At 60.8% G+C, this 23,344-nt stretch carries 21 protein-coding genes; 10 read left to right on the plus strand and 11 right to left on the minus strand.

Going from position 1 to position 23,344, the window contains the following annotated elements; translation table 11 throughout:
- The first annotated feature begins 2 nt into the window (after positions 1-2).
- Positions 3-1,064: a 3-carboxy-cis,cis-muconate cycloisomerase gene (locus tag IP76_RS04175; protein WP_054156931.1), complete on the plus strand. Its 1,062-nt coding sequence runs from the start codon at positions 3-5 to the stop codon at positions 1,062-1,064.
- Here IP76_RS04175 and IP76_RS04180 read toward each other — a convergent pair whose 3' ends face one another.
- The 3 genes from IP76_RS04180 to IP76_RS04190 form a co-directional block, all read right to left on the minus strand.
- Positions 1,065-1,259, minus strand: coding sequence for a zf-HC2 domain-containing protein (locus tag IP76_RS04180; protein WP_054156932.1), 195 nt, complete (start codon positions 1,257-1,259; stop codon positions 1,065-1,067).
- A gap of 2 nt (positions 1,260-1,261) precedes the next feature.
- On the minus strand, positions 1,262-1,888 hold the full coding sequence (locus tag IP76_RS04185; protein WP_054156933.1) for a sigma-70 family RNA polymerase sigma factor: 627 nt from the start codon (positions 1,886-1,888) through the stop codon (positions 1,262-1,264).
- Between the two features lie 191 nt (positions 1,889-2,079).
- Positions 2,080-3,069 (minus strand): NAD(P)/FAD-dependent oxidoreductase, encoded by a 990-nt coding sequence (locus tag IP76_RS04190; RefSeq protein ID WP_054156934.1) that lies wholly within the window; start codon positions 3,067-3,069, stop codon positions 2,080-2,082.
- A gap of 208 nt (positions 3,070-3,277) precedes the next feature.
- On the opposite strand from IP76_RS04190, the gene IP76_RS04195 reads away from it, so the two are divergent.
- Positions 3,278-5,815, plus strand: a complete 2,538-nt coding sequence (locus tag IP76_RS04195) for a methyl-accepting chemotaxis protein (protein WP_054156935.1) — start codon at positions 3,278-3,280, stop codon at positions 5,813-5,815.
- Positions 5,816-5,840: 25 nt separating this feature from the next.
- On the opposite strand, the gene IP76_RS04200 is transcribed toward IP76_RS04195, so the two are convergent.
- Genes IP76_RS04200 through IP76_RS04210 form a run of 3 tightly spaced genes read right to left on the minus strand, consistent with a single transcriptional unit; the run spans position 5,841 to position 9,005 of the window.
- Positions 5,841-6,953 (minus strand): ABC transporter substrate-binding protein, encoded by a 1,113-nt coding sequence (locus IP76_RS04200; RefSeq protein WP_054156936.1) that lies wholly within the window; start codon positions 6,951-6,953, stop codon positions 5,841-5,843.
- On the minus strand, positions 6,950-8,290 hold the full coding sequence (locus IP76_RS04205) for a sensor histidine kinase (protein WP_245281381.1): 1,341 nt from the start codon (positions 8,288-8,290) through the stop codon (positions 6,950-6,952). The genes IP76_RS04200 and IP76_RS04205 overlap by 4 nt, the downstream gene beginning before the upstream one ends.
- 37 nt (positions 8,291-8,327) lie before the next feature.
- A complete protein-coding gene (locus IP76_RS04210) occupies positions 8,328-9,005 on the minus strand; it encodes a response regulator transcription factor (RefSeq protein ID WP_054156938.1) in 678 nt (225 codons plus the stop codon).
- Positions 9,006-9,279: 274 nt separating this feature from the next.
- Here IP76_RS04210 and IP76_RS04215 point away from each other — a divergent pair, with 274 nt between their 5' ends.
- The 4 genes from IP76_RS04215 (at position 9,280) to IP76_RS04230 (ending at position 13,549) form a co-directional block, all read left to right on the plus strand.
- Positions 9,280-10,254 carry a tripartite tricarboxylate transporter substrate binding protein gene (locus tag IP76_RS04215; protein ID WP_245281382.1) on the plus strand — a complete coding sequence of 325 codons (975 nt, stop codon included), beginning with the start codon at positions 9,280-9,282 and terminating at the stop codon, positions 10,252-10,254.
- Between the two features lie 164 nt (positions 10,255-10,418).
- Entirely contained in the window at positions 10,419-10,877 is a 459-nt protein-coding gene (locus IP76_RS04220) for a tripartite tricarboxylate transporter TctB family protein (RefSeq protein WP_054157372.1), read from the plus strand.
- A 30-nt stretch (positions 10,878-10,907) separates the two neighbouring features.
- Entirely contained in the window at positions 10,908-12,422 is a 1,515-nt protein-coding gene (locus IP76_RS04225) for a tripartite tricarboxylate transporter permease (protein ID WP_054156939.1), read from the plus strand.
- Between the two features lie 200 nt (positions 12,423-12,622).
- A complete protein-coding gene (locus IP76_RS04230; RefSeq protein ID WP_054156940.1) occupies positions 12,623-13,549 on the plus strand; it encodes an ATP-grasp fold amidoligase family protein in 927 nt (308 codons plus the stop codon).
- Between the two features lie 16 nt (positions 13,550-13,565).
- Here IP76_RS04230 and IP76_RS04235 read toward each other — a convergent pair whose 3' ends face one another.
- Positions 13,566-13,799 carry a hypothetical protein gene (locus IP76_RS04235; RefSeq protein WP_054156941.1) on the minus strand — a complete coding sequence of 78 codons (234 nt, stop codon included), beginning with the start codon at positions 13,797-13,799 and terminating at the stop codon, positions 13,566-13,568.
- Positions 13,800-14,090: 291 nt separating this feature from the next.
- On the opposite strand from IP76_RS04235, the gene treY reads away from it, so the two are divergent.
- A complete protein-coding gene (gene treY, locus IP76_RS04240; RefSeq protein WP_054156942.1) occupies positions 14,091-16,736 on the plus strand; it encodes a malto-oligosyltrehalose synthase in 2,646 nt (881 codons plus the stop codon).
- Between the two features lie 60 nt (positions 16,737-16,796).
- Here the strand turns inward: treY and IP76_RS04245 are convergent, their stop codons facing one another.
- The 3 genes from IP76_RS04245 to IP76_RS04255 form a co-directional block, all read right to left on the minus strand.
- Entirely contained in the window at positions 16,797-17,096 is a 300-nt protein-coding gene (locus IP76_RS04245; protein WP_054156943.1) for a DUF982 domain-containing protein, read from the minus strand.
- A gap of 73 nt (positions 17,097-17,169) precedes the next feature.
- On the minus strand, positions 17,170-18,030 hold the full coding sequence (locus tag IP76_RS04250) for a PfkB family carbohydrate kinase (RefSeq protein ID WP_054156944.1): 861 nt from the start codon (positions 18,028-18,030) through the stop codon (positions 17,170-17,172).
- Positions 18,027-19,055, minus strand: a complete 1,029-nt coding sequence (locus IP76_RS04255) for a substrate-binding domain-containing protein (protein ID WP_054156945.1) — start codon at positions 19,053-19,055, stop codon at positions 18,027-18,029. The genes IP76_RS04250 and IP76_RS04255 overlap by 4 nt, the downstream gene beginning before the upstream one ends.
- Positions 19,056-19,399: 344 nt before the next feature.
- Between IP76_RS04255 and IP76_RS04260 the strand changes: the two genes are divergently transcribed.
- Positions 19,400-20,185 carry a ThuA domain-containing protein gene (locus tag IP76_RS04260; protein WP_054156946.1) on the plus strand — a complete coding sequence of 262 codons (786 nt, stop codon included), beginning with the start codon at positions 19,400-19,402 and terminating at the stop codon, positions 20,183-20,185.
- Complete coding sequence (locus IP76_RS04265) at positions 20,182-21,240, plus strand: Gfo/Idh/MocA family protein (protein WP_054156947.1); 1,059 nt, start codon at positions 20,182-20,184, stop codon at positions 21,238-21,240. Before IP76_RS04260 ends, IP76_RS04265 begins: the two co-directional genes overlap by 4 nt.
- Before the next feature lie 106 nt (positions 21,241-21,346).
- On the opposite strand, the gene iolG is transcribed toward IP76_RS04265, so the two are convergent.
- Entirely contained in the window at positions 21,347-22,342 is a 996-nt protein-coding gene (gene iolG / locus IP76_RS04270; protein ID WP_054156948.1) for an inositol 2-dehydrogenase, read from the minus strand.
- Between the two features lie 174 nt (positions 22,343-22,516).
- Between iolG and IP76_RS04275 the strand changes: the two genes are divergently transcribed.
- On the plus strand, positions 22,517-23,335 hold the full coding sequence (locus IP76_RS04275) for a MurR/RpiR family transcriptional regulator (RefSeq protein ID WP_054156949.1): 819 nt from the start codon (positions 22,517-22,519) through the stop codon (positions 23,333-23,335).
- The last annotated feature ends 9 nt before the right edge of the window (positions 23,336-23,344 follow it).

Below are 23,344 nucleotides of genomic sequence, written 5' to 3' on the forward strand. Positions count from 1 at the left end.
GCATGACCGCATCCGTTTTCGACCATCCCATCCTCTCGGGCCTTCTCGGGGACGAAGTGGTTGCCGCACAGTTTGCGCTGGCTGCCGAACTCGCAGCGCTGCTTGCGTTTGAGGTGGCGCTGGCGAAAGTCCAGGCCGAAGAGGGGCTGGTGTCGGAGGCTGCTGCGGCGGCGATCGGTGCCTTGCCGGAGCATTTCGTCGCCGACCTCGATGCGGTGAAGCAAGCGGTGGCCAGGGACGGCGTTGTCATTCCGGATCTGGTGCGGCAGTGGCGGGCCTCGCTGGGCGAGCACGGTCCAGAGCTGCATTTCGGCGCGACCAGCCAGGATGCGATCGACACCGGCCTGATGCTTCGGCTGCAGGCCGTCTCGCGGATCCTCGATCAGCGGCTCGGCACTATTGTTCATGGTCTTGATGATGTGCATGACCGGTTCGGCAGCCATTCACTGATGGGTCGCACCCGGATGCAGGCCGCCATCCCGATCACGGTCGCTGACCGTATCGAAACCTGGAGGCGGCCTTTGGTCGATCTTCGAGGCTCCCTTGCACGCATGGTCGAAACGGGGTTCCCGCTTCAGTTCGGCGGTGCTGCGGGCACATTGGAAAAACTGGGCGACAAGGGGCTTGCCGTCCGCAGCCGGCTGGCGTCGGAGCTCGGCCTTGCCGATCGACCACGATGGCACAGCCAGCGCGGGATAATCGTCGAGATCGGTGGCCTCCTGTCACAGATCTCAGGCAGCCTTGGAAAACTGGGGCAGGACCTCGCCCTGATGGCCAGCGACGGAACGGCCGCAATTGGCGGCGGCGGTGCTTCCTCGGCCATGCCGCACAAGCGCAATCCGGTGAAGGCGGAGGTGCTGGTTTCGCTTGCCCGTTTCAATGCGGTGCAGATCTCCGGCCTGCATCAGGCGCTGGTTCACGAGCAGGAGCGTTCGGGGGCCGCCTGGACGCTTGAATGGATGATCCTCCCGCAGATGGCGGTTGCAACGGGGGCGGCCACGCGGCTGGCCATTGAGCTTCTTGGTTCAATCGAAGTCTTGGGCGAGAGATTGGGCAACGACTGATCAGTCCTCCGTCGCGGCTGAACTCTGCCGGGCAAAGCGACGGCTGACGCTGCCGATCAGTCTGATCTGGCGGTTGAAGTTCGTGCAGGCGCCGCAGCCAATCAGATGCAGTTTGAGGCCGAGGGATTCGGCCAGAGACAGGCGACGATCCATACCGTCGGAGGCCAGTTTTGTCGCTTCTTCGCATTTCAGCATGATCAGTTTTCCTTCGGTGCGAACCAGTGACCTTCGAGGCAATTGCGCAAACGCAGGCGCGCGCGATGCATCAACACATGCAGATTGGTGACGGTTATGCCGACTTCGGCGCAGATCTCGGGCGTTTCCATCTCGACGAATTCCCGCATCATGAAGACGCGACCCTGATCCGGCGGGAGGTGATCCAGGCAGGCTTCAAAGACCCTCCAGAAATCTTTGCCGAGCAGTTCTTCCTCCGGATTGCCCCAGTCGCATGGCTTGTTTTCCGGTGACCAATGCCCCTTGGCGTCGAAGAAGGATCTGTCGTCATCATTATTGTCTTCGCCAAGAGGCATGGCAATGAGAGCAGATTGCCGTCGCTTGTGTCGCAACTGGTCGGCGATCTTGTTGCGCAAAATGGCGAAGACCCAGGTGCGAAAGGCGGAGCGACCGGCAAAGGCGTCGGCATTGCGCAAAGCGCCAGCCAGAGCCTCTTGCACTGCATCTTCGGCGAGACTGCGATCGGACAACTGCAAGCTGGCGAACTTCAGCATGCGGCTTCTCAGATCGCTCAAGTAGACGCCATCGGCGAGAAACGCCGCTACGGCTCGGCCATCTGCATAGGCTCCATGTTCGCCCAATTCCCTCATCACCGTTCCCCTGGTCGTGGCGCGGCCTATCGACCGCCTGACTGCAAGCTTGCAGTTTGCAGTTTGCACCAGTTCAGTCGCGTGAGGTTCATCGTTCTTACAGGCTATGCTGAAAAAAACTGAGTGTGGCTGGAACGCCAGATGCAACTTGCCTTGTCATGGGGCTGGTCAGTCCACGCCAAGTGTCATGCTCATCCTCGGAAATAGGGCAGAAGAGCCCTTGCCAGTGCCTCGGCGCTTTCCACGGCCGCCTCTACACGGTTGCCGCGGCACCAGTCTCCACAGGCGGCAAGCTTCCTTTGGTGATCGAGCAGGTAATCCTGGCCAGCTGTCTCCTCGACATTGGCATAGCGCCAGCGATGCAGGTCGATGAAGGCGGTATGGGTGAGGTCGCGCCGGAGGAGATGCCCCGCTGCCGCCAGCATGTGGGTTGTCACGGCGCTTCGCTCACGCTCCAAATTGGCCTCGGCCCAGTCGTTGCGGCTGTGGAGCACGAGACTTGTTCCGTTCCTGCCACGACCCGGCTTGCTTGTGTCGACGGCGATCCAGCTCAGCACGGTGTCCTCGATTCTTGCGGCTTCGAAGCCCGGATCGAAGCTTTGCTCAAGGCCGATCATCAGGGTGAAGCATCCGCTCATTCGGACGCGCTCCAGCGCGGCCTTGCCCGAAAACGCGTCCGGCATCAGTCGCGCTGTCTGGGGCGCGGGCGCGGTTGATATTACCCAGTCGAACCGGCCAAGATCGCCGCCCTCGCCATCGCGCAGATGCCAGCCATCCGGGGTGTCGATCAGGCCGCCGACCGTTGCCTCTTTGCGAATTGTCAGCTCCAGTCCAAGTGCATTCGCCAGGCTGTTCATGCCGGGCGTGCCGACATACCGCAGCTGATCAGGACGATCGTCGGGAAGAAGTCCCGCCCTAGACAGCGTTGGAACGCGTTCGGGCCACGGCGCCACGGCCTCCGACGCGCGGGCGCGTTCGATGACGGTCTTGAAGCTTTCAGAGCGGGCTGTGAAGAACTGCGCTCCATGATCGAAGGCATAGCCCTCGCGCCGCCGATTGGCCATTCGCCCACCAAGCCCGCGGCTCTTTTCAAAGATTATCACGTCTGCCGAATTTCCAAGCGCCCGCGCGAGGCTTAAGCCGGCAATACCCGCACCGATGATCGCAAGCCTTTGCCGCATGTGTTTCCCTTTCCAGCATAATTTCAAATCGGACTACGTCTGTGGAGACGATCCGGATGTGTTCTGACGACTTCGTGGCGCACAGATGATGATAAATCTGCGATCCCTTTATTAAGGGGGAATTAGGTTTGTCGCCCCATTCTCGGATGATTCATGGGAGCAGACGATCCCGGATTCCGTTCGGCATCCGGTATTGAGGAGATTTAGAGTGTTTATCGACCGCATTTTGTCGCGTTTCAGCATTCAGACGAAGGTGCTGATCTTCATCCTTCCCTTCGTGATCAGCATCTCGGCAGTCGGCTTTACAGGGCTTTATGCTTCGGGTTTGCTGCAGGGGCGCATTGAGATCTCGAACAGCGTCCTGCAGTCGCTGAGTGGATTCCGCGACGTGTCGGCCTCGATGACGCGGTTCCTCGCCGAGACGACGCCGGAAGCACGGGACGATCTGACCCGTCAGTTGAAGCAGCAGCAGGACAACTTGAAAGCTACGCTCGCGCAGCTCGGCCCTGATGCCGGCGGCCGCGCGGAGCTCAACGAAGCCAGCGCTCTGGTCGATACGGTTGTCACGCATGTCGACGAATTGTGGAAGCTGCATGAGGCTGAAGGTGGGCTCATCGGTACACTTCAGGATGGCAATGGGGCTGTCGTCGCCGCACAGGGCCGTGCCACGGCTGCAATGATGAGCACGGAAACCAAGATCCAGTCCGACGATACGATGGCGAAATCCATGCTCCGCGAGGCGGAAAGCATTCGCAGCACGGGCACATTCCTCACTGAAACCAATTCTGCCTACACCAAGGCCAAGACGCCGGATGAAAAATTTGAAGTCGTGAAGGGCCGCCTCGGCGAACTCGTCGAGCGTCAGAAGCTGCTGGTCAGCGTCCTTCCGGAGGCCAACAAGTCGGCTGCCAAGACACTCGACAAGATTGCCACGGACCTCAAGGCCTTTATTGACGCCGGGGATCGCTCGGAAGATGCCATCACGGCGGTGACCGGCAATCTGCGCAATTTCACCCAGCTCAATGCTTATCTCGGCCTTGCCGCGCAGCAGAAGATGAAGGACGCGACCATCCGTTTCGCCGAGCTGGATGCGCCGCTCGCCAAGGCTCAGACCGTGCTGACAAACGGTCGCCAGATGATTTCTGTCGGCTACTCGCTGCAGATCATGATGGCTCGGTTCCTCTTGGAGCCGACCGACGAGAATCAGGCGCTGCTGCAGCAGCAGTTTGCCGCCGCCCGCAAAGCACTCGCATCGCTGGCGGAGGTGGCTGCCGATCAGCCGTCGCTCGTCGCCGTGACACAGGAACTCGAGCGCTCCGTTGCAAGCATGGAGGCGGCAAGCCTGGATCTCGTCAAGGTGAGCAAGGACCGCAAGGCGAGTTTTGAGCAGGCCGGCAGTGACCTCAATGTGATCTGGACGAAACTGACCAGCTTCGCCGAGATGCAGAAGGTGAGCGCCGGCGAAGAGCGCCGCGACGCCAATTCGATCTCCATTGGTGCCACGATGCTCGGCATCCTGATCTCGATCTTTGCCGGTATCGGCCTGGTGCTGACCTTCAAGGGGCCGATTGGCCAGATCACCGGTGCCATGCGCCGGCTGGCCGAAGGTGTTCTGGACACAAAGATCAATGGCGAGGCGCGCGTCGATGAAATCGGCGAAATGGCCCGTGCGCTTGGCGTGTTCAAGCAAAATGCCCTGTCGAAGATCGAAATCGAAAGCCGCAGCGAGGCCGAACGCGTACAGGCGGAAGACGAGCGCCGTCGCAATGATCTCGAAAAGCAGGAGGTTGATCGCCAGATCGACTTCGCCGTCAGTGCGCTGGCCGCGGGGCTTGGACGCCTGTCGCAGGGTGATATTTCGCAGACAATCGATACCCCGTTCCAGGGGCGCCTCGAACAGTTGCGCACGGATTTCAACAGTTCGCTGGAGCGTCTGCAGGATACGCTCACCCATATCCGCTCGAACACCTACATGATCCAGCGGAATGCGGCTGAAATGACCAGCGCTGCGGACCAGCTGGCCAAGCGGACCGAACAGCAGGCGGCTTCGCTGGAGGAGACGGCGGCGGCTGTCGACCAGATCACGGTGACGGTCAAGTCTTCGGCTGAACGGGCTGAGGAAGCCAATCAGATCGTGGCGGAGACCAAGTCTCGGGCCGATACCTCGTCTGTCGTCGTGAACAGCGCGATCGAGGCCATGGGCCGGATCGAAAACGCGTCCGGCCAGATCGTGCAGATCATCGATGTGATCGATGAAATCGCCTTCCAGACCAATCTTCTTGCTCTCAATGCGGGCATTGAGGCGGCGCGCGCCGGCGAGGCCGGCAAGGGCTTTGCCGTCGTCGCCCAGGAGGTTCGTGAACTTGCTCAGCGGTCTGCGGGGGCCGCCCAGCAGATCAAGGATCTGATCAACAAGTCAGGCTCTGAGGTCGCCTCCGGTGCAAAGCTCGTACAGCAGACAGGCGCAGTGCTGGCAGAGATTTCCACCAATATCGTCACCGTTGCCGATCGGGTGGCCGTGATCGCGACGGCGAGCCGCGACCAGTCAATGGGCCTTGCCGAGGTCAATGCCTCCGTCAATGAGATGGATCAGATGACCCAGCGCAATGCGGCCATGGTCGAGGAAACCAATGCCGCGACACGCCAGCTGGCGGATGAAGCCGATGCGCTGATGCAGCTCGTCAACCGCTTCAAACTGGCCGCGCAAACGCAGGCATCCCGGCCGGGCAATGCCCGCGCTGCCTGATTGAGATAAGAAGGGATCGATCCGTTCACTGATCGGTCCCTTTTATCGAAGGGCGAAACAGCGCTGCCCAATTTTCGATGAAGCCTTGTCGTGTGGCCCGGTCCTGGGCTGCTAGCAGGGCAGGGCCGATGCGGATCGGTCTGCCGATTCCCGATTCGATCAGCGATGAGGATGGCCCGTCGACGCCCTGTGGCAGAGGCGCCCCCTCGGCAAAGAAGAAGGCCTGCTCCCGGGCAACCTGCTTGCCGCGGGGCGACAGAAGATAATCCAGGAAACGCTGTGCCTCGCCAACATGCGCCGCGTGCTGGGGCACCAGTGCGCCGCGTGACAGGATCAAGGTATAGTCCCGCGGAATAAGCACCTTCAGGTCGGAATTGCGTAACGAGGCTGCATAGGCGTAGGAACCGAGAACATTGTATGCGATCCGCAGCTTGCCATTGTTGATCTCGCCCAGCACTTCATTGTTGCAGCATCGCGTCACCACATCGGCGCGGCTGAGGCTTTCAAGCAGCCGGCCGAAGCTTGTCGGTGCCTGCAGGGCATCGTGAAACGCCAGGAGATAACCAACCCCCGAAGCTTCGATGTCATAGGTGCCAATGCGCCCGCGATAGACCTCAGGCTTGGCGCGCAACAGTTCGGCGATTTCAACATGGGAGCGCGGCACGTCTTCGGGGGGCACGCGGCGACTGTCATAGACGATCACAGCCGGCTCGAAAGTGAAGCCGAAAACCTCGTCGCGCCAGTTGGCCCAGGCAGGAACGTTTTCTGTTTCAGGCGAACGATGGGTCTGGGCACAGCCGTCATTGGCAAGCTTGACCAGTTGGTCGACGGATGACGACAGGAGCAGGTCACCGAAGGCGTTGCCCATCGCGCAGGCCATTTCCGCCTCGCGAAACAGGTCATTCGTGACATAGTCGTTAAACTCGACGGTGACATCCGGGGCCATCTGCTGAAAATCCAGGATGAGTGGCCGCATCGCATCTGCATCGGTCGCAGCATTGATTACGAGCCTTACCCGCTCGCTGCCCAGTGCCGGGAGGAGGAGCTGCTCGCCCTCTGCCGCGTGTGTCTGCACTGAAGCAAGGCACAGCATCAGCGATAGCCCAGCGGCGAGGTGTCCTGTCGCTATTGGCTTCATACGATCTCTTCCCTCATCAGCGGCAGTTCAAGCACGACGGCGAAATCGGTCACGTCCGTCTTTTCGCGGAATGACAAGGAGCCGCCGAGTGCGGCAGCCACTTCGGCGGCAATGGCGAAGCCAAGGCCGGAGCTTCCTTCGCCGGATTTTGACGATACGAAACGCTTGGTCACGGTTTGCCAGTCAGCGGGGGCAATCCCCGGCCCATCATCCTCAACTTCGACCTGCGCGTAGTTGCCCCGGCGCTGGATGCGGACCTCGAGTTTCTGCAGGGTGCCGTGTCGCAGCGAATTGTCGATGATGTTGACGATGGCCTCGCGCAGGCTGAGGCCGTCCCCCAGAATGGTCAAACGTTCGTCCGGCGCCTCGAAGGACACCACCGTATCGGGATCGATGGTGATCGGCACGGCTGCCCGAAATGCCTTGCGGGCGACGTCGGTCAGGTCAACCGGGGAAAGCTGGACGGAATCGAAGCGATGGATGACCATGGCATGGTTGAGCAATTGCGTGGTGAACCGCGCCAGTTCAGCCGTTCTGCTCTTCACGCGGCTCAGATGCCGGCGGTCGCTTTCAGCCATCGCCTCTTCGTCGATCAGACTGACTTGAGCGGACAGCGCTGTCAGCGGCGTGCGGATCTGATGGGCGCTGTCGGCGATGAAGCGCTGCAGGAGCCTCAGTCGCTCGTCCAACCTTCGCATGAAGTGGTTGATCGAGCCGACGAAGGGCGCGAGTTCACGGGGGACCGAGACGTCGAGTGGAGTAAGGTCCTGTGGGTCGCGTCGACGCAGGGTGTCGCCTAAGGCATCCAGGGGGCGCAGAGAGTAACGCACGGCAATGATCGTTCCGCCGAGTGCGAGGAGGCTCATCAGCGCGACCAGAAGAAAAGCGCGCGTGGTCAGCTCCGTTGTCAAAGCGTGCCGTGCCTCGACCGTCTGGGCAATCGCGACATGCGCCCAGCCGCCGACGCTCTGGTCTGCCATGGCCCGACTGGTAATCACGAGGCGAACCTCCTGATCGCGATAGGTGATGGTCTGGAAGAGCGGTGTCGCACGCGGTGTGTTGAGATCGGCTTCTTCTGCCAGATCCTCATAGCCGGTCAGGGTTTCGCCATCCGGCAGAACGACGCGGTAGAAGATCTTGTCGCGTGGCGCGAGCCCAAGAAGCTCGAAGGCGCTTGGTGGCAGATTGACCTCGATCTTTCCATCGACCACCGACAGGCTGTCGAGGATCTGGATTGCCGCCCCTTGCAGGAGCCGATCATAGGCCTCATCTGCGGCTGCCTTGGCATAGATCCAGGCCGCCGTCATGAGGATCGCGGCGCCGCCAGCGAGAACCATGGTTACCCGGATAACCAGGCGGGAAAAAAGAGAAGGCTCAGTCCTCTGCATCGGTCACCAGCTGATATCCTATTCCGCGTACCGTGACGATGCGCGCCCTGCCGCCTTCAATCTTCTTGCGCAGCCGACCGACATAGAGCTCAATCGCATTCGGGCCGGCGGCTTCATCAAAGCCGAACAACTGATCAAGCAGTTGCTCCTTGGAAAAGACGCGGCCGGGACGGCTGGCGAAGATTTCGAGAAGTGTCATTTCGCGCCGCTTGAGCTGAACCTCGCGATTGCCGATACGGACTGAACGCTGCGAGCGGTCGAGCAAGATATCGCCGACCGTAATCACATTGGTCGCCTCACCGCCGGTGCGGCGGCGCATCAGCACGCGGGCTCGCGCCTCGAGTTCGCGGAAGTCGAAAGGCTTGACCAGATAGTCATCGGCACCGAGATCGAGCGCACCGACCCGGTCGTCGATCTCGGAGCGGGCCGTCAGCACGAGGACAGGCACCGTGTTCCGGCTCTGCCGCAGGCGTTTGAGCACCGAAAAGCCGTCGAGCCCCGGCAGCATGACGTCGAGAATGACGAGATCATATTCGGTGAAGTCGAGGATTTCCGACGCGGCACGGCCATCGGTTTGCCAGTCGACCGTGTGGCCGATGGTCTCGAAGCGACGCGAGATTGCCTCGCCAACATCCAGCGTGTCTTCCACGAGCAATATGCGCATGAGCAGACGCTTACACGGATGCGGGTGCCAATCAAGCGGCTCAGCGCTGCCAAGACGGCTGGTTAATGCCGATCCACACGCGTTTACCGTTTAGACAGTATTATGACAGGTTCGAGGCATAGCTAGATGGTCGACCGGTCGAGGGAGAGAGCTGAACCCGGTCATGAGGGAGGATCCTCACGCCATCGCAGAGCTGCCCGCATGCCCTTTTGTGGCCGTGCGCACTTTTCGTGTCGAGAGGGTTTTCCGGGTGTTTCAAACTCGGGAGAATACAATGATCCATACCATGATGAAGATGCTGGCCGGTGCGGCCGTCGTAACGCTCGTTGCAGGTGGCAGCGCCATGGCCGAGCCGACAAAGCCGGAATGCCTGGCCGGCGCCAAGCCTGGCGGTGGTTTCGACCTGACCTGCCGCCTGGCTGCGAATGCGCTTCTGGCGACCAAGAAGATTTCCGAGCCCATGGCTGTTACCTACATGGAAGGCGGCGTCGGCGCCGTGGCCTACAACCATGTGATCGGCAAGCGCGGCAGCGACGGCAATCTCATCACGGCTGCATCGTCCGGTTCGGCTTTGCTGATCGCCCAGGGTAAGTTTGGTCAGTATGACGAAAACGCCGTGCGCTGGCTTGGCGCACTCGGTGCCGACTATGGCGTCATCGTTGTTGCGGCAGACTCGCCCTACAAGTCGATGGCCGAACTCGTTGAAGCCTACAAGGCTGATCCTTCGAGCTTCGCGATTGCCGGCGGTGGCGCCGTCGGTTCGCAGGACTGGATGAAGGGTTCGCTGATTGCCAAGGCCGCGGGCCATGAGCCGAAGGACATGCGCTATGTGGCGCTTGAAGGCGGCGGCGCGGTTCTGACCGCACTCGAAGGCGGCCATGTCAAGATCGGTGCCGGTGATGCGGCCGAAATGGGCAAGCACCATGTGGCCGGCAAGGTCCGCATTCTCGCCGTCATGTCGCCGGATCGCCTGCCGGGCGAACTTGCCGAAATCCCGACAGCCAAGGAAGCTGGCTTCGATATCGAATGGCCGGTCTGGCGCGGTTACTATGTCGGCAAGGATGTCAGCGCCGCCGACTATGACTTCTGGGTCAAGGCCCTCGAAGAGATGAGCAAGACGCCGGAATTCGCCAAGGAACGCCAGGATCGCGGCCTGTTCGAATTCACCCTGATCGGTCAGGCATTCGACGATCGCGTCAAGGCCGATGTGGCGAAGTTCAAGACGTTGGCCAAGGAAGCCGGTCTCTGATGTCGCAGGCGATGCCGCTCGTTGGGGCGGCATCGACTATCCCCCGGCCTTAACGCGCCGGGGGCTGATCCCTCCACCAATGCCGGATCCACAAAGCCGGCCTCATGAATTCGGACCTGCCGCCGATCGTTGTCGCGGCAAATCCCGGCTGCTGGGAGCAATACATGTCGGAAAATACCAGAACCCATCACCTTATCGGCCGGATCAGCGCCATCGTCCTGCTTGGTCTTGCCGTCGCCTATGGCATCGGCGGTAGCCGGATCGAATATGCCTTCTCCTCCGATCCGCTTGGACCGCGCTTTGTCCCGGTTATGCTCGCCATCCTGCTCGGTCTCTTCGGGCTGATCTACATGAAGTTTCCAGGATCGGCCGAAAGCTTTCCCACAGGCAAGGCACTTGTTCGCATCCTGGCCATTCCGCTGACCTTGATCATCAGCGTTGCGCTGCTTGAACCACTCGGATTTGCGGCTTCGATCTTCGTTCTGACGGCCGTCACCGGTTGGTTGTTCGGCGCATCGGCCAAACTCTCGGTTATTGGCGCAGTTGTTCACGCAGCGCTCTGGTGGTTCATCTTCTCCTTCTTGCTCGAGGTCTATCTGCCGACCGGCGCCATTTTCGGCTGACCGTCGCCCTGACCTGAAAGGACATATCCCATGGATTTCGATTATCTCTGGCAGGGCTTCGGCGTTGCTCTCACCTGGCAAAACCTGCTGATTGGTTTCATCGGCTGCTTTATCGGCACGCTCGTCGGCGCTTTGCCGGCCATCGGCCCGATCAACGGGATCGCGCTTCTGATGCCGATCGCCTATTCGATGGGCCTTCCCGCCGAAAGCACGATGATCCTGCTCGCTTCCGTATATTGCGGCGCCGAATATGGCGGTCGTATCTCGTCCATCCTGCTCAATGTGCCCGGGGATGCCGGGGCAGTCATGACGGCGATGGACGGCTATCCGATGGCAAAACAGGGCCGGGCCGGCGAAGCGCTGGCGCTTTCCGGGATCGCGTCCTTTGTGGGCGGCATCATCGGGGTCATCGGACTTGCTTTCTTTGCGCCTGTCCTGTCCGGTCTGGCGATCGGTTTCGGTCCGGCTGAATACTTCGTGCTGATGGTCTTCGCTTTTGCAACGCTCGGCTCCATGGTCGGTTCGCAGCCTGTCAAGACGCTGATCGGCTGCACGCTCGGTCTGATGCTGGCGACTGTCGGCCTCGACGCCACCTCGGGCGCCTATCGCTTCACCTTCAATGAGCCGGAACTCGGCGACGGCATCGAGTTCGTCACACTTGTCATCGGTCTCTTCTCGATCTCGGAAGCCATGCTCATCCTCGAGCACCAGACGAAGGGCGTTACGGTCATCCGCGAACTCGGCCGCATGACGGCGAAGTTCTCCGACGTGATGTTCAGCATGGGTGCGACGATCCGTGGTTCGATCATCGGCTTCATCGTCGGCGTTCTGCCGGGAACCGGTGCCTCGGTTTCGAGTGCCGTGTCCTACACCACCGAAAAGCGCTTTTCCGATACGGAAGGCACCTTCGGCAAGGGTGACGTTCGCGGTCTGGCGGCTCCGGAAGCGGCCAATAACGCAACAGCTGCGGGCGCTTTCGTACCGATGCTGACGCTTGGCGTACCCGGTTCGGGCACGACCGCTGTCATGCTCGGCGCCCTGATGCTCTACAACATCCAGCCGGGTCCGATGCTGCTCGTCGAGCGTCCCGAGATCGTCGGTGGTCTTGTCGCCTCGCTCTTCGTCGGCAACTTCATTCTGCTCGCGCTCAACCTGCCGCTGGTCAATATCTTTGCCCGCGTGCTCACCATGCCGAACTGGGTCCTGGTTCCGGGCATCCTCGTACTCTCGGTTATCGGTGTCTATTCTACCCATGCCTCGGTCTTTGCGATCTATCTGATGCTTGCCATCGGTATTGCGGGATGGCTCTTGCGCAAGGCGGGCTTCGACATGGCGCCCATCATCCTTGGCTATGTCCTGGGTGAAGTCATGGAAGTGAACTTGCGCAATGCGCTGGCGATCAGCGGTGGTGACGTTTCCATCCTGTTCCAGAGCAAGATCTCGCTCATCCTCTGGGCGCTTGCCATCCTCGTCGCCTTCCTGCCGCTCATCCTCGGCTGGCGGGCCAAGCGTCGGGCAAAGCTTGCCGCAGAACTCCCGATCTGACCACGGGGCGGCCCGTTCGGGCCGCCATCTCCGACCAGATCCTCCCAGGAGGCGCCGTGTCCTGCTTTGCAGGCACGGCGTTTTCTGTTTTGGCGCAAAGTGCGCGCCGGTTCGACAATCTTAACGTCGGGATGCGACAAGATCTGGACGACAATAGCTGAGGGCGCAGCCGATCTGGGAGGCCGGTCCGGGAGTTCACGGTGAGCGAACCACGCAAAGAGAGTTTTATCCGATCGGGCTACGAGCAGAGCTCGCTGCTCTCTCTGATGAAACGCATTTTCTGGCGACTGATCGCGCCCTTGCCGGACAGGCCCTATGTCGCCTTGAAATTCTGGAGCATGAAGGGTGCATGGCCACGGCTCGACGCGCCTCGAACCTTCAGCGAGAAGGTCCAGTATCGCAAGCTCCACGATCGCAATCCACTCTATGGCAAGCTGGTCGACAAGCTGGCGGTGAAGGAGTTCATCGCCGGTCGCATTGGCGCTCAACATGTCATTCCGACCTATTGGGCCGGCACGAACCTTCGTGACGCCGACTGGTCGAAGATCCCGTTGCCCGCCGTGATGAAGCCAAACCACGCGAGCGGCCTCGGGCGGTTTCTGTATACACAGGCGGATGTCGACGCCCTGGTGATCGATGATCCCGGCCCGGCATGGCTCGCAACCGATCATGCGCGCTACAATCGCGAATGGGCCTATTCTCAGGTCGAGCGCAAGATTGTTGTCGAGAAGCTGTTAAGCAAAGACGGCGGCGTGCCGTGGGACTATCGCTGCTTCGTGTTCAACGGCGTGGTGTCCTATGTGATCGTCGATACCCGCGTTGATGACCGCGGCTATTCCGCCACCTATTCGCGCTCATGGGAGCGCTTGCCGTTCTATGATCCCGATTACTACGCACCCTATCCGGGCGAGTTGCCGAAGCCTGACACCCTTGACCTGATGGTGTCGTTGGCGGAGCGCCTCGTGCACGATCTGGATTTCGTCCGGGTGGATTTCTTCGACACGGACGAGGGGCTGTTTGTCGGGGAACTAACCCTCTATCCCGGCGGTGGCTTTGAGGCCTTCGAACCGCCGGAATATGACCTCATCCTCGGCAATGCATGGCAGCTTCCGCCAAAGCTGCCATAGCATTGCGAGGCGCGTGTCAGGCGCTGTGGCGCGAAGCCTGAGCCTGCATGCTGCCGATCACCTCCGGAGAGGGAACGGAGAGTGCTTCCATCAGGCAATGCGCAATCGCAGCCCTCAGTGCATAGGTATTGGCGGTGGTTTTCTTGTGATCGAGGCGTTGCGCGGCAACCACAAGATTGGCGCCTTGCTGCATCACGATCTGCTGCGCCCGGACCATGGCCCAGGTCTCGATATCGGTATTGTCCGTCATGTCCGCATCCCCAGCTAAGTCATTTAGCTCGCGAGACTTTCTCGAATCAGCCTCATATCCAACATATTGGAAAATGCGGATCTGTTAAATGAGTGACCAAAAAAGGTCTTGAATAATTCTGGGTAATACTTGCGCTTTTAAAGTTCGCTTGCGTAGCAACTGCCGTCTCTTGAGCGAAATCTGTTCAAATAGAGTAAAGGCGGGGCCGGGCCCTTTGTTCTGGGCGGAAACAAATCGCCGGCTCGGGCGTTTGTCGGTGATATCCGCAACTGCCTTTTCCAAGGAATATCCATGTCAGTTCCTGTCTCGACCTATCGCCTGCAATTTCGCGGGGGTATGGACTTTGAGCGCGCCGCGAGCCTCGTTCCTTACCTGAGGCGACTGGGGATCAGTCATCTCTACGCCTCTCCGATCTTTGCGGCGACGGACGGGTCGACGCATGGCTATGATGTCACCGACGCGAACCTCGTTGATCCGACGCTTGGCGGGCGCCAGGGTCTTGAGGCATTGGCTCGCGTCTTGAAAAGCAATGGCATGGGCCTGATCCTCGACATTGTGCCGAACCATATGGCTGCGAGCCTTGAAAACCCGTGGTGGCGCAGCGTGATCGAATGGGGTGAGGCGAGCCCGTTTTCCCATTACTTTGACATAGACTGGAGCCGTCGGCTGACCCTGCCATTTCTCGGAGCCTCCTTTGACGATGCGGTGGCGAATGGCGATCTGAAACTTGATCTCGATCGGGAGCGAGGCACTCTTGTTCTGCGTTACATCGACAGTGGCTATCCGCTCCTTCCTGAGACGTATCCATTTGCACTCGTCGGCTTTAAAACGGGCCTCGCTGCAGAGCTTGCCGCCCTCGGGAAGGCAGCTTCGGCGGATCGCGCGCAAGAGTTTCATGCCGCCGTGTCGGGCTTGTGCGAGAGCCCTGATTTTGAGGTGCTCCAGCAGGCGCTTGCAGAGCGCTCGGCAGACCCTGCATTCCTCGTCGCCCTGCACAAACGCCAGCCATGGCAGTTGATAGCCTGGACGGAAGCCGCCAAGGGGCTCAACTACCGACGCTTCTTCGAAATTGCCGGTTTGGTTGGCCTGAGGGTCGAGGATGAGGCTGTTTTTGCCGCGGCCCATCAAGCCGTGCTGGATATGGTGGGCGACGGCTTGGTTCAGGGCTTGCGGATCGATCACGTCGATGGGCTTGCGGATCCGGCGGCCTATCTCCGGCGTCTGCGGGATGCTGTTGGACATGACCTACCAATCTTCGTTGAGAAAATCCTCGCCCCCGGTGAGGATCTGCCCGCAGACTGGCCGGTTGAGGGCTCGACTGGATATGAGTTCATCGCAGCCGAAGTGCCGGTTCTGCTCGACAGCGCTGGTTTTCTGGCTATGCGGCAAGGCTATGAGACGATCTGCGGGACTACGGTCGATGTGGCAACGGAGATGCGCGAGGCCAAGCTTCGCATGGTCCGGGTCAATTTTGCAGGCGAAGTGGATGCGGTCCTTCGTCTTGCACGTGGGCTTCTCGGCTGTGAAGCTGGGCCGCTGCGCAGGGGGCTGGAGGAACTGCTCGTCGCCTTTCCGCGCTATCGAAGCTACGGCACGCAAACGGGTCTATCCGCTGCGGACGGCGAACTTCTCGATGCGGTGCTTGCGGCGGCCGAAAGGGAGCTTTCTGCTGTTGAACGCGAGGCAGCATCCGCCCTGGTGACACTGTTGAAGGGCGATGGCGATGCCAGTGATCCGGTGCGCGCTGCAGAATTGCGGCGGCGTTTTCAGCAATTGACCGGACCGCTGATGGCCAAGGCGCTCGAAGACACACTGTTCTTCCGACATGTGGAATGTCTGGCGCTGAATGAAGTTGGGGGCGAACTGGAGCCACCAATGGCGGGACTTGACCATTTTCATGCCGAGATGACGCGGCGTTCGGAGCGCCAGCCTCGCGGTCTTTCGGCATCGTCCACCCATGACACCAAGCGGGGTGAGGATGCGCGGGCACGACTGTTTGCCCTTGCAGAAGATGCGCCCCGATTTGCGACCTTGGTCGAGAAATGGCGCGCCATGGATCGGCCAGCCCTCCGCTCTGTGAATGGCGAGGCGGCGCCTGAGCCCCGCCTCGAATGGATGATCTACCAGTCGCTGGTCGGGCATTGGCCCATCAATCTTGCGGCTGATGACCGAGATGGCGTTGCGGCCTTTTGCGACCGCTTTGTCGCTTTCCTCGAAAAATCCATGCGCGAGGCGAAGCTGCGCAGTGACTGGGCCGATGTCAATGAAGACTACGAGAGCGCCGTTGCCGACCACGCGCGGGCTCTTCTCGATCGTCCTGAATTCTTGAAGGATTTTGTCGGTGAAATTCAGTCTATCATGGCTGCGGGTCTGATCAATGGTCTGACCCAAACGGCCCTCAAGCTCACAGCACCCGGTATTCCTGATATCTACCAGGGCAGCGAAGTGCTGGATTTCAGCTTTGTCGATCCGGATAACAGGCGCCCGCCAGCGTTCGAGGCGGTGGGAGACTTCGAAGTGGATGCGGCCCCGGTACTGACAGATCCCCATGCCCTTGCAACGGGTCGCGCCAAGCAGGCGCTGATCGCCCGTGGCTTGCGTCTTAGGCACGATGAGCCGCTGCTTTTTAGCGAAGGCACCTATACGCCGCTTCAGGCCGTGGGCGCACGCCAGCAGCATGTCGTCGCCTTCGCGCGCCGTCATGGGGGGTATACCTTGCTCACCATTGCAATCAGGCTTCCGCTGTCGCTGCAAACATCATGCGCTGGTCTGGAGGCAAGTAAGTTCTGGGGGGATACCGGGATTGATCTGCCGGATGATCTCGAAACCACCGAGTGGCGCGATGTGTTGACGGGACGCCGGATCGGTCCGGGATCGAGGCTTTCGCTCCGCGATGTGCTGGGGCCGCAGCCGGTGGCGCTGCTCGTCGCGCCGTAATCTGACGCCATTCGCTTCGGCGAATGGCGTCCTCTCTTCGTCTCTCAGTTGGTTGAAATTTCAGGCGACCGCGCGGCCGGAAGGGCGAAAGCTTGGCTGGCGGCGCAGGTCATAGCACTGACGCATGCCAGTCTCTTCGCCGGCGGCGATAAAGGCTGCGCGGGCAAGTTCCGTGGCGCTTGGGCTGCGAAGCGCTATGCGGCAAAGGCGGATGGCGCGTGCATAGGCGTCGCCACGGCGGGTCGGCCATTCGGCGTCGAGAAAATCAAGGGCATCATAAGCATTGAGAAAGCGTCTGGTCAGGCCGCAAGGCAGTTGTAGTTCGACTGGAACGGTCCAGGTGAAATCAGTATCGGTCATACCATCCTCCGTTAGGCACCCACAAACTCACGGGTGACAGGATCGGTTCCAGGTAGGCCTCAAAAAAGGGGAGTTATGATGTTGATTCTGCGGCAACTATCGGGTCGGCGCCCTGTTCGCGCTGTTCCAGCCATCGCGCTGTGAGGGATGACGCATGCCGGGCCGCCTCGGCAATCTCCATCTCACGAAGGAGGCCGTCGATCAGCGCGCCACTGAAACTGTCGCCGGCGCCGATCGTATCGCGGACGGAAACCTGCTCGGTGACCGGGACGCGCCGTTCGTGCGCCCCGTCGTAGATCACCATGGCCGCCGGGCCATCTGTCATCACGAGATGGCGCAGGCGTTCGCCAGAGAGCGCATGGGCGAGCTGCCAGATATCCTTGATCGAATGCTCTGGCAGGTCCGCCTTCGAGCCGACCACGACATCTGCCGGGCGTGGCCCCGCATCCCTCAGCGGCAATTGAGAAACGGAAAGCCTCGCCTGCGACAGGGAGGTGATGGCGGCCTCGGGCAGGCGAGGGGCGTTGACATAAAAGGCGGCGGCAGAGACGGGCTCATCGAGGACGAAGCTGCGCGACAGGCGGCGCTCGCTTGACAGGATGGTGCGTTCACCTTCCGGGTCGAGCAGGATATCGGCGAAATCGGTCTCGCCCTCGCGTCGGGTGATCAGCGAGGTATCGAAACCTTCGGCTGCCAAATCTGCGAATGCCTGATCGCCGGCCGCATCGTCCATCAGATTGGAGATCAGCGTTACCGGATGCCCGAGCTGCAGCAGCCGTCGCCCGGTGAAATAGCCACCGCCGCCAAGGCGCGTTTCGCGGCTGTGCCAGGCAATCCGCGCGCCTGAGCGCAGTGTTTCGTTCAGCCGCCAGATGCGGTCGTGGTTGACGTGACCGATCACGACCACCTGGGCTTTGGCGCGTCCGTCAATCATGCCGAAGTTTCCCTGGGTGCTGCGCGGGAGGATTCGCGCAGGATCAGCTCGACCGGCCAGAGTTCGGCAATCTCAGTTGCCTCGCGCCCTTCCAGCATCTGCAAGAGGAGATCGGCGATGCGGTGTCCGGCTGCGCGGATCGAGGACCTCGTCGCCGACAGGGCGGGCGCCATGTTGTCGGCGGTCAGATAGGGAAAAACGTCGTCATGCGCGATGACGGAGACGTCCTTGCCGACGGTGAGGTTCATGGCACGCGCGGCCCGGTAGATGCCGAGCGCCGTCATCATCGAACCGGCGATAAAGGCGGTTGGCCGGGGGTGGTCAGCGAGCCGTGCGCGGGCGATGCGGAAGCCCTGCTCGTCAGTGAATTCCGCGTGGCTGACGAGCCCCGGGTCAAAGGCGATGCCGCGTTCGGCAAGAGCCGTCTGATATCCACGGTCGCGATCGAGCGTGAATGTCAGGCCCTCGCGGCCATTGATCATGGCGATGCGGCGATGGCCAAGGTCGAGAAGATGGTCCGTCGAGCGGCGGATCGCGCCTTCATTGTCAATGTCGAGCCAGGCGTGCGGCACATCGGTTTCGGAACGCCCATGCACGATGAAGGGCAGTTTCAGCTGATGGAGCAGGGCAATGCGTGGGTCATTGGGGCGGGGCGAGTGGATGACCACGGCATCGACGCGGCGGCTCTGGGCAAGCCGGCGATAGATCTGCAATTCGTCTGTGGTTTCGTGTTCAGCCATCGGCGTCAGCAGGATGTCGATATCACTGCCGCTCAGTCGCTCAGCCATGCCGCTCATGAATTCGGAGAACTGATAGTCGCCAACCTTGGTCATCACCACGCCAATCGCGCCGGCGCGACCCGTCGCCAGCCTGACTGCATTGACGTTCGGGCGATAGCCGAGCCGGGCGGCTTCTTCCGACACCCGCTTGCGCGTGGCTTCGCTGACCTCCGGATAGCCGCTCAAGGCGCGGCTGACGGTGGTCGGCGACAGGCCGATATGCTCTGCGAATTCCTTCAGCTTCATCCGTGGTGCCGTTGCTCTCGCTTCTGGGGTTGGTCTTTTCGCCCCGCTTATCCCATGCGCCCGCGCCAGCTGGCAAGCGTGGGATCCTGTTTGCCAAAGCGGTTGCAATTTTGGTTCGGTTGTAGCCCTCATTCCTGATGGTGTTCATGCGCCTGGATGGAGTGGCGTAGCTTGCTGATATTGCGCTGCGACAGTTTCGCCCGGAGCCTCTTCGAGGGTTTGACAGGTCGGTGGTTTTTTGTCAGCTTGCGCCAGCCAAAGCGCTTTCAAATTTGGAAGCGATGGTGCAGTCGCGTGCCGGAAAATGAGCACAGTATGGAAAATCAAAGTCAGGGAGGCGTCAGATGACGATCCGAACGGTTGTCTGGGGAGAGAATATTCACGAGCGGGAAAACGCCGTCGTGCGCGAGATCTATCCCGAGGGTATGCATTCCACGATTGCTGCAGCGCTCAACAAAGGGGAGGGGATGGAAGCCACGACGGCCACCCTGCAGGAGCCGGAGCATGGCCTCTCCGAGGCGCGGCTTGCCGAGACCGATGTGCTGATCTGGTGGGGCCATAAGGCGCATGGCGAAGTCTCCGATGAGATCGTCGAGCGCGTGGCCAAACGGGTCTGGGAAGGCATGGGGCTAATCGTCCTGCATTCCGGCCATTTCTCCAAGCCTTTCAAACGGCTGATGGGCACGCCCTGCGCGCTGAAATGGCGCGAGGCCGGCGAGCGTGAGCGAATCTGGACGGTCAATCCGGGCCATCCCATCGCAGCCGGTATCCCGGAGAATTTCGTACTTGAAAACGAGGAAATGTACGGCGAGTTCTTCTCCGTTCCCGAACCGCTGGAGACGGTGTTCATCTCCTGGTTTGCCGGCGGTGAGATCTTCCGTTCGGGTCTCACTTGGCGTCGCGGTGCGGGCAATATCTTCTATTTCCGTCCCGGCCATGAAACCTATCCGACCTATCATGATGCGACGGTCCAGCAGGTCATCCGCAATGGCGTGAAGTGGGCCTACAATCCGATGCCGCGCTATTCGGCCGTGCATGAGGCGCCGAATGTTCCGGTTGAAGAGGCGCTGGAGCCGATCACGGAGCGCGGTCCGCGCCTGCATCAGGCCGGGGAGGAAGGCTACAAATGAGCACTGCCCCCATTCGTCTTTTGATCCTCGGGACCGGCGGCATGGCCAATAGCCATGCGATGAATTTCTCGACGATGTCGGATGTGCAGCTTGTCGCGGCTGTTGATCTCGACCTGGCGACAGTGCGCGGTTTTGCTGCCCGGCATGGCATCCCCAATACCTTCACGTCGCTCGACGAGGCGATTGCCTGGGGTGAATTCGACGCGGTCACCAATGTCACGCCCGACCGTGTGCATCATCCAACCACGCTGAAGCTGATTGCGGCTGGCAAGCATGTGATGTGCGAGAAGCCGCTGGCCGAGAATTATGCCAAGGCCGATGAAATGGCGACGGCGGCGGAAGCGTCGGGGCTCGTCAATATGGTCAACCTGACATACCGCAATGTGGCGCAGGTGCAGAAGGCCCGCCAGCTGGTCCTGGACGGCGAAATCGGCAAGGTTCGCCACATCGAGGCCTCCTATCTGCAGAGCTGGCTCGTCTCCAAGGCCTGGGGCGACTGGGCAACCGAAAGCCAATGGCTGTGGCGGCTGTCCACCAAGCATGGCTCGAACGGCGTGCTGGGCGATGTCGGCATCCATATCCTCGACTTTGCCGGCTTTGGAGCGGCGACCGATATCGACCATGTCTTTGCCCGGCTGAAGACCTTCGAGAAGGCGCCGGGCAATCGGATCGGCGAATACGATCTCGATGCGAATGACAGCTTCACCATGACGGCCGAGTTCACCAATGGCGCGATGGGCGTCGTCCATGCCAGCCGGTGGGCTACGGGACACCTGAACGAGCTGCGGCTCCGGGTGCATGGCGACAAGGGTGCGCTGGAGGTCATCCATACGCTGGAGGATTCCTCGCTCAGAGCCTGCCTGCAGGAGGATGTCGAAAAGGCGGTCTGGCGCGAAATCGAGGTCGATCCGGTGGAAACGAACTATCAGAAGTTCATTGCTGCCATCCGTTCGGGCCACATGCAGGAGCCGAGCTTCCGACATGCGGCAGACCTGCAGAAGATCCTGGATCTCGCCATGCTGACCGAAGTCGAGCGGCGCGAGCTCGCCGTCTGAGGCCGTCCTTGCTGGATCTATAGCGAAACGGAAAACGCCGCCCGAGGAGGTTCGGGCGGCGTTTCCATTCTGCGCCTCCTTGCGGTGGCGCGGGCCTATGTTGTGGTCAGTAGGCGATCGTTACGGCTGATTTGTCCTTGGCGGACTTCACGGCAGCGTCGGCCAGCGCCAGGGCGATCAACCCGTCTTCTGCCGAGGGGGCCATCGGCGTGCCGTTTTCCAGCGCATCGATGAAGGCCGAGATTTCGGCGGCGTAAGCGGCCGTGTAGCGGGTCATGAAGAAGTCATGCAGCGGCGGGCGGGTATAACCATCCTTGCTGGCGACTTCGATCGAGACCGGGCGCTGGTTTTCGGCCGAAACCGAACCGAGCGAGCCATGCACTTCGATGCGCTGGTCGTAGCCGTAGGAGGCGCGGCGCGAGTTGGAGATGATCGCCTGGCGGCCGCTCTTCGTCGTCAGGATCAGCGAGGCGCTGTCGTAGTCGCCGAGTTCGCCAATCTTGGGGTCGACCAGAACGGAGGCCGAAGCCTGAACGGTCTCGATCTCTTCGCCGAGCAGGAAGCGCGCCATGTCGAAGTCATGGATGGTCATGTCGCGGAAGATGCCGCCGGACACCTTGATGTATTCGGCCGGCGGGGCGCCCGGATCGCGGCTGGTGATGGTGACCATCTCGACCTTGCCGATCGTGCCCTTGTCGATTTCCTTGCGGACGGCCTGGAAATGCGGGTCGAAGCGGCGGTTGAAGCCAAGCATGACCTTGCCGCCGACGGCGCGCACGGTTTCAAGGCAGGCCTTGGCCCTGTTAACGTCCAGATCAATCGGCTTTTCGCAGAAAATCGCCTTGCCGGCCTTGGCGAAACGCTCGATCAGGTCGGCATGGGTGTTGGTCGGGGTGCAGATGATGACGGCATCGATGTCCTTGTCGGCTTCGATCTCCTCGATCGTCTTCACCGCGCAGCCTGTCTGGGCCGCGATGGCGTTCGCCGCCTCGGCGAAGGCGTCCGCGACCGCCACGAGCTTGGCGCGCTTGTCCTCCGCGATGGCTTTTGCATGCACCTTGCCGATACGACCTGCGCCGAGAAGCGCCAGTTTCGTGACCATGATCAATCCTCCCTATGCCACCGCCATCGGTGGCCCTCGTTACTGCCGGTCCCAGTTCGGGCCTGGCGACCATTCCATTTCTTGCTGGCAAATGCCGCGATTTGGAATATACGTTCTATTTTGCTAGTCACTGGCAAAGGTGCTGTCAAGTATGACTGAACACGGGATGACGCGATGAATGATGTTGGCGGGCCACAGACGATCAAGGCCTTCGAGGAGAAATTGCTGGAGGTCTCGACGGCACTGCCGAAGCGCCTGAAACAATGCGCCGACTATGTCGCGGCGAACCGGGATCGTATCGCAGTTTCCACGGTGGCCGAGATGGCAGAAGGGGCAGGCGTCCAGCCGTCGGCCTTCATGCGCTTTTGCCAGATCATGGGCTTTTCCGGCTTTTCCGGCATGCAGAAGCTATTTCGCGAGAGCTATGTTGGCGGCTGGCCGGACTATTCGACACGGCTGGAGCATCTGCGCGAAAAAGCGGAGGGCACGCCATCGGCCCTTTTGGCCGAATTTGTCGAGGCCGGGCGACTTTCGCTTGAAAATCTGGTGAACAGCGTTGATCCGCAGGCCTTGGAAGCCGCCGTCGAGGCCCTGGCCGGTGCGCAGACCATTCACATCATCGGCCTTCGCCGTTCGTTCCCCGTTGCCAGTTATCTGGCCTATGCCTTCGAAAAAATGGGCGTTCCGGCCGTGCTGCACAGCATCGTCGGGCGGCTCGATAATCATCATTCGATCCGGGATGGGGATGCACTGCTTGCGGTGACCTTTTCGCCCTATTCGGCGGAAACCCTGGAGCTTGTGGAGCAGGTATGTGCCCGTGGCATGCCCGTCGTCGCCGTGACCGATACGGTCGTTGGTCCGCTCATGCGCACGGATGCCACCTTGCTTTCGGTTTCGGAGGTCGATTTTGGCGCGTTTCGCTCGCTTTCTGCGACGCTTTGCCTCGCCATCACACTGGCAGTCGCGGTCGGTACAAAGCGGAAGGAAGATTGAACATCCGTA

Source organism: Rhizobium sp. AAP43 (assembly GCF_001296045.1).
In the GTDB taxonomy this organism is placed as follows: Bacteria; Pseudomonadota; Alphaproteobacteria; order Rhizobiales; family Rhizobiaceae; genus Allorhizobium.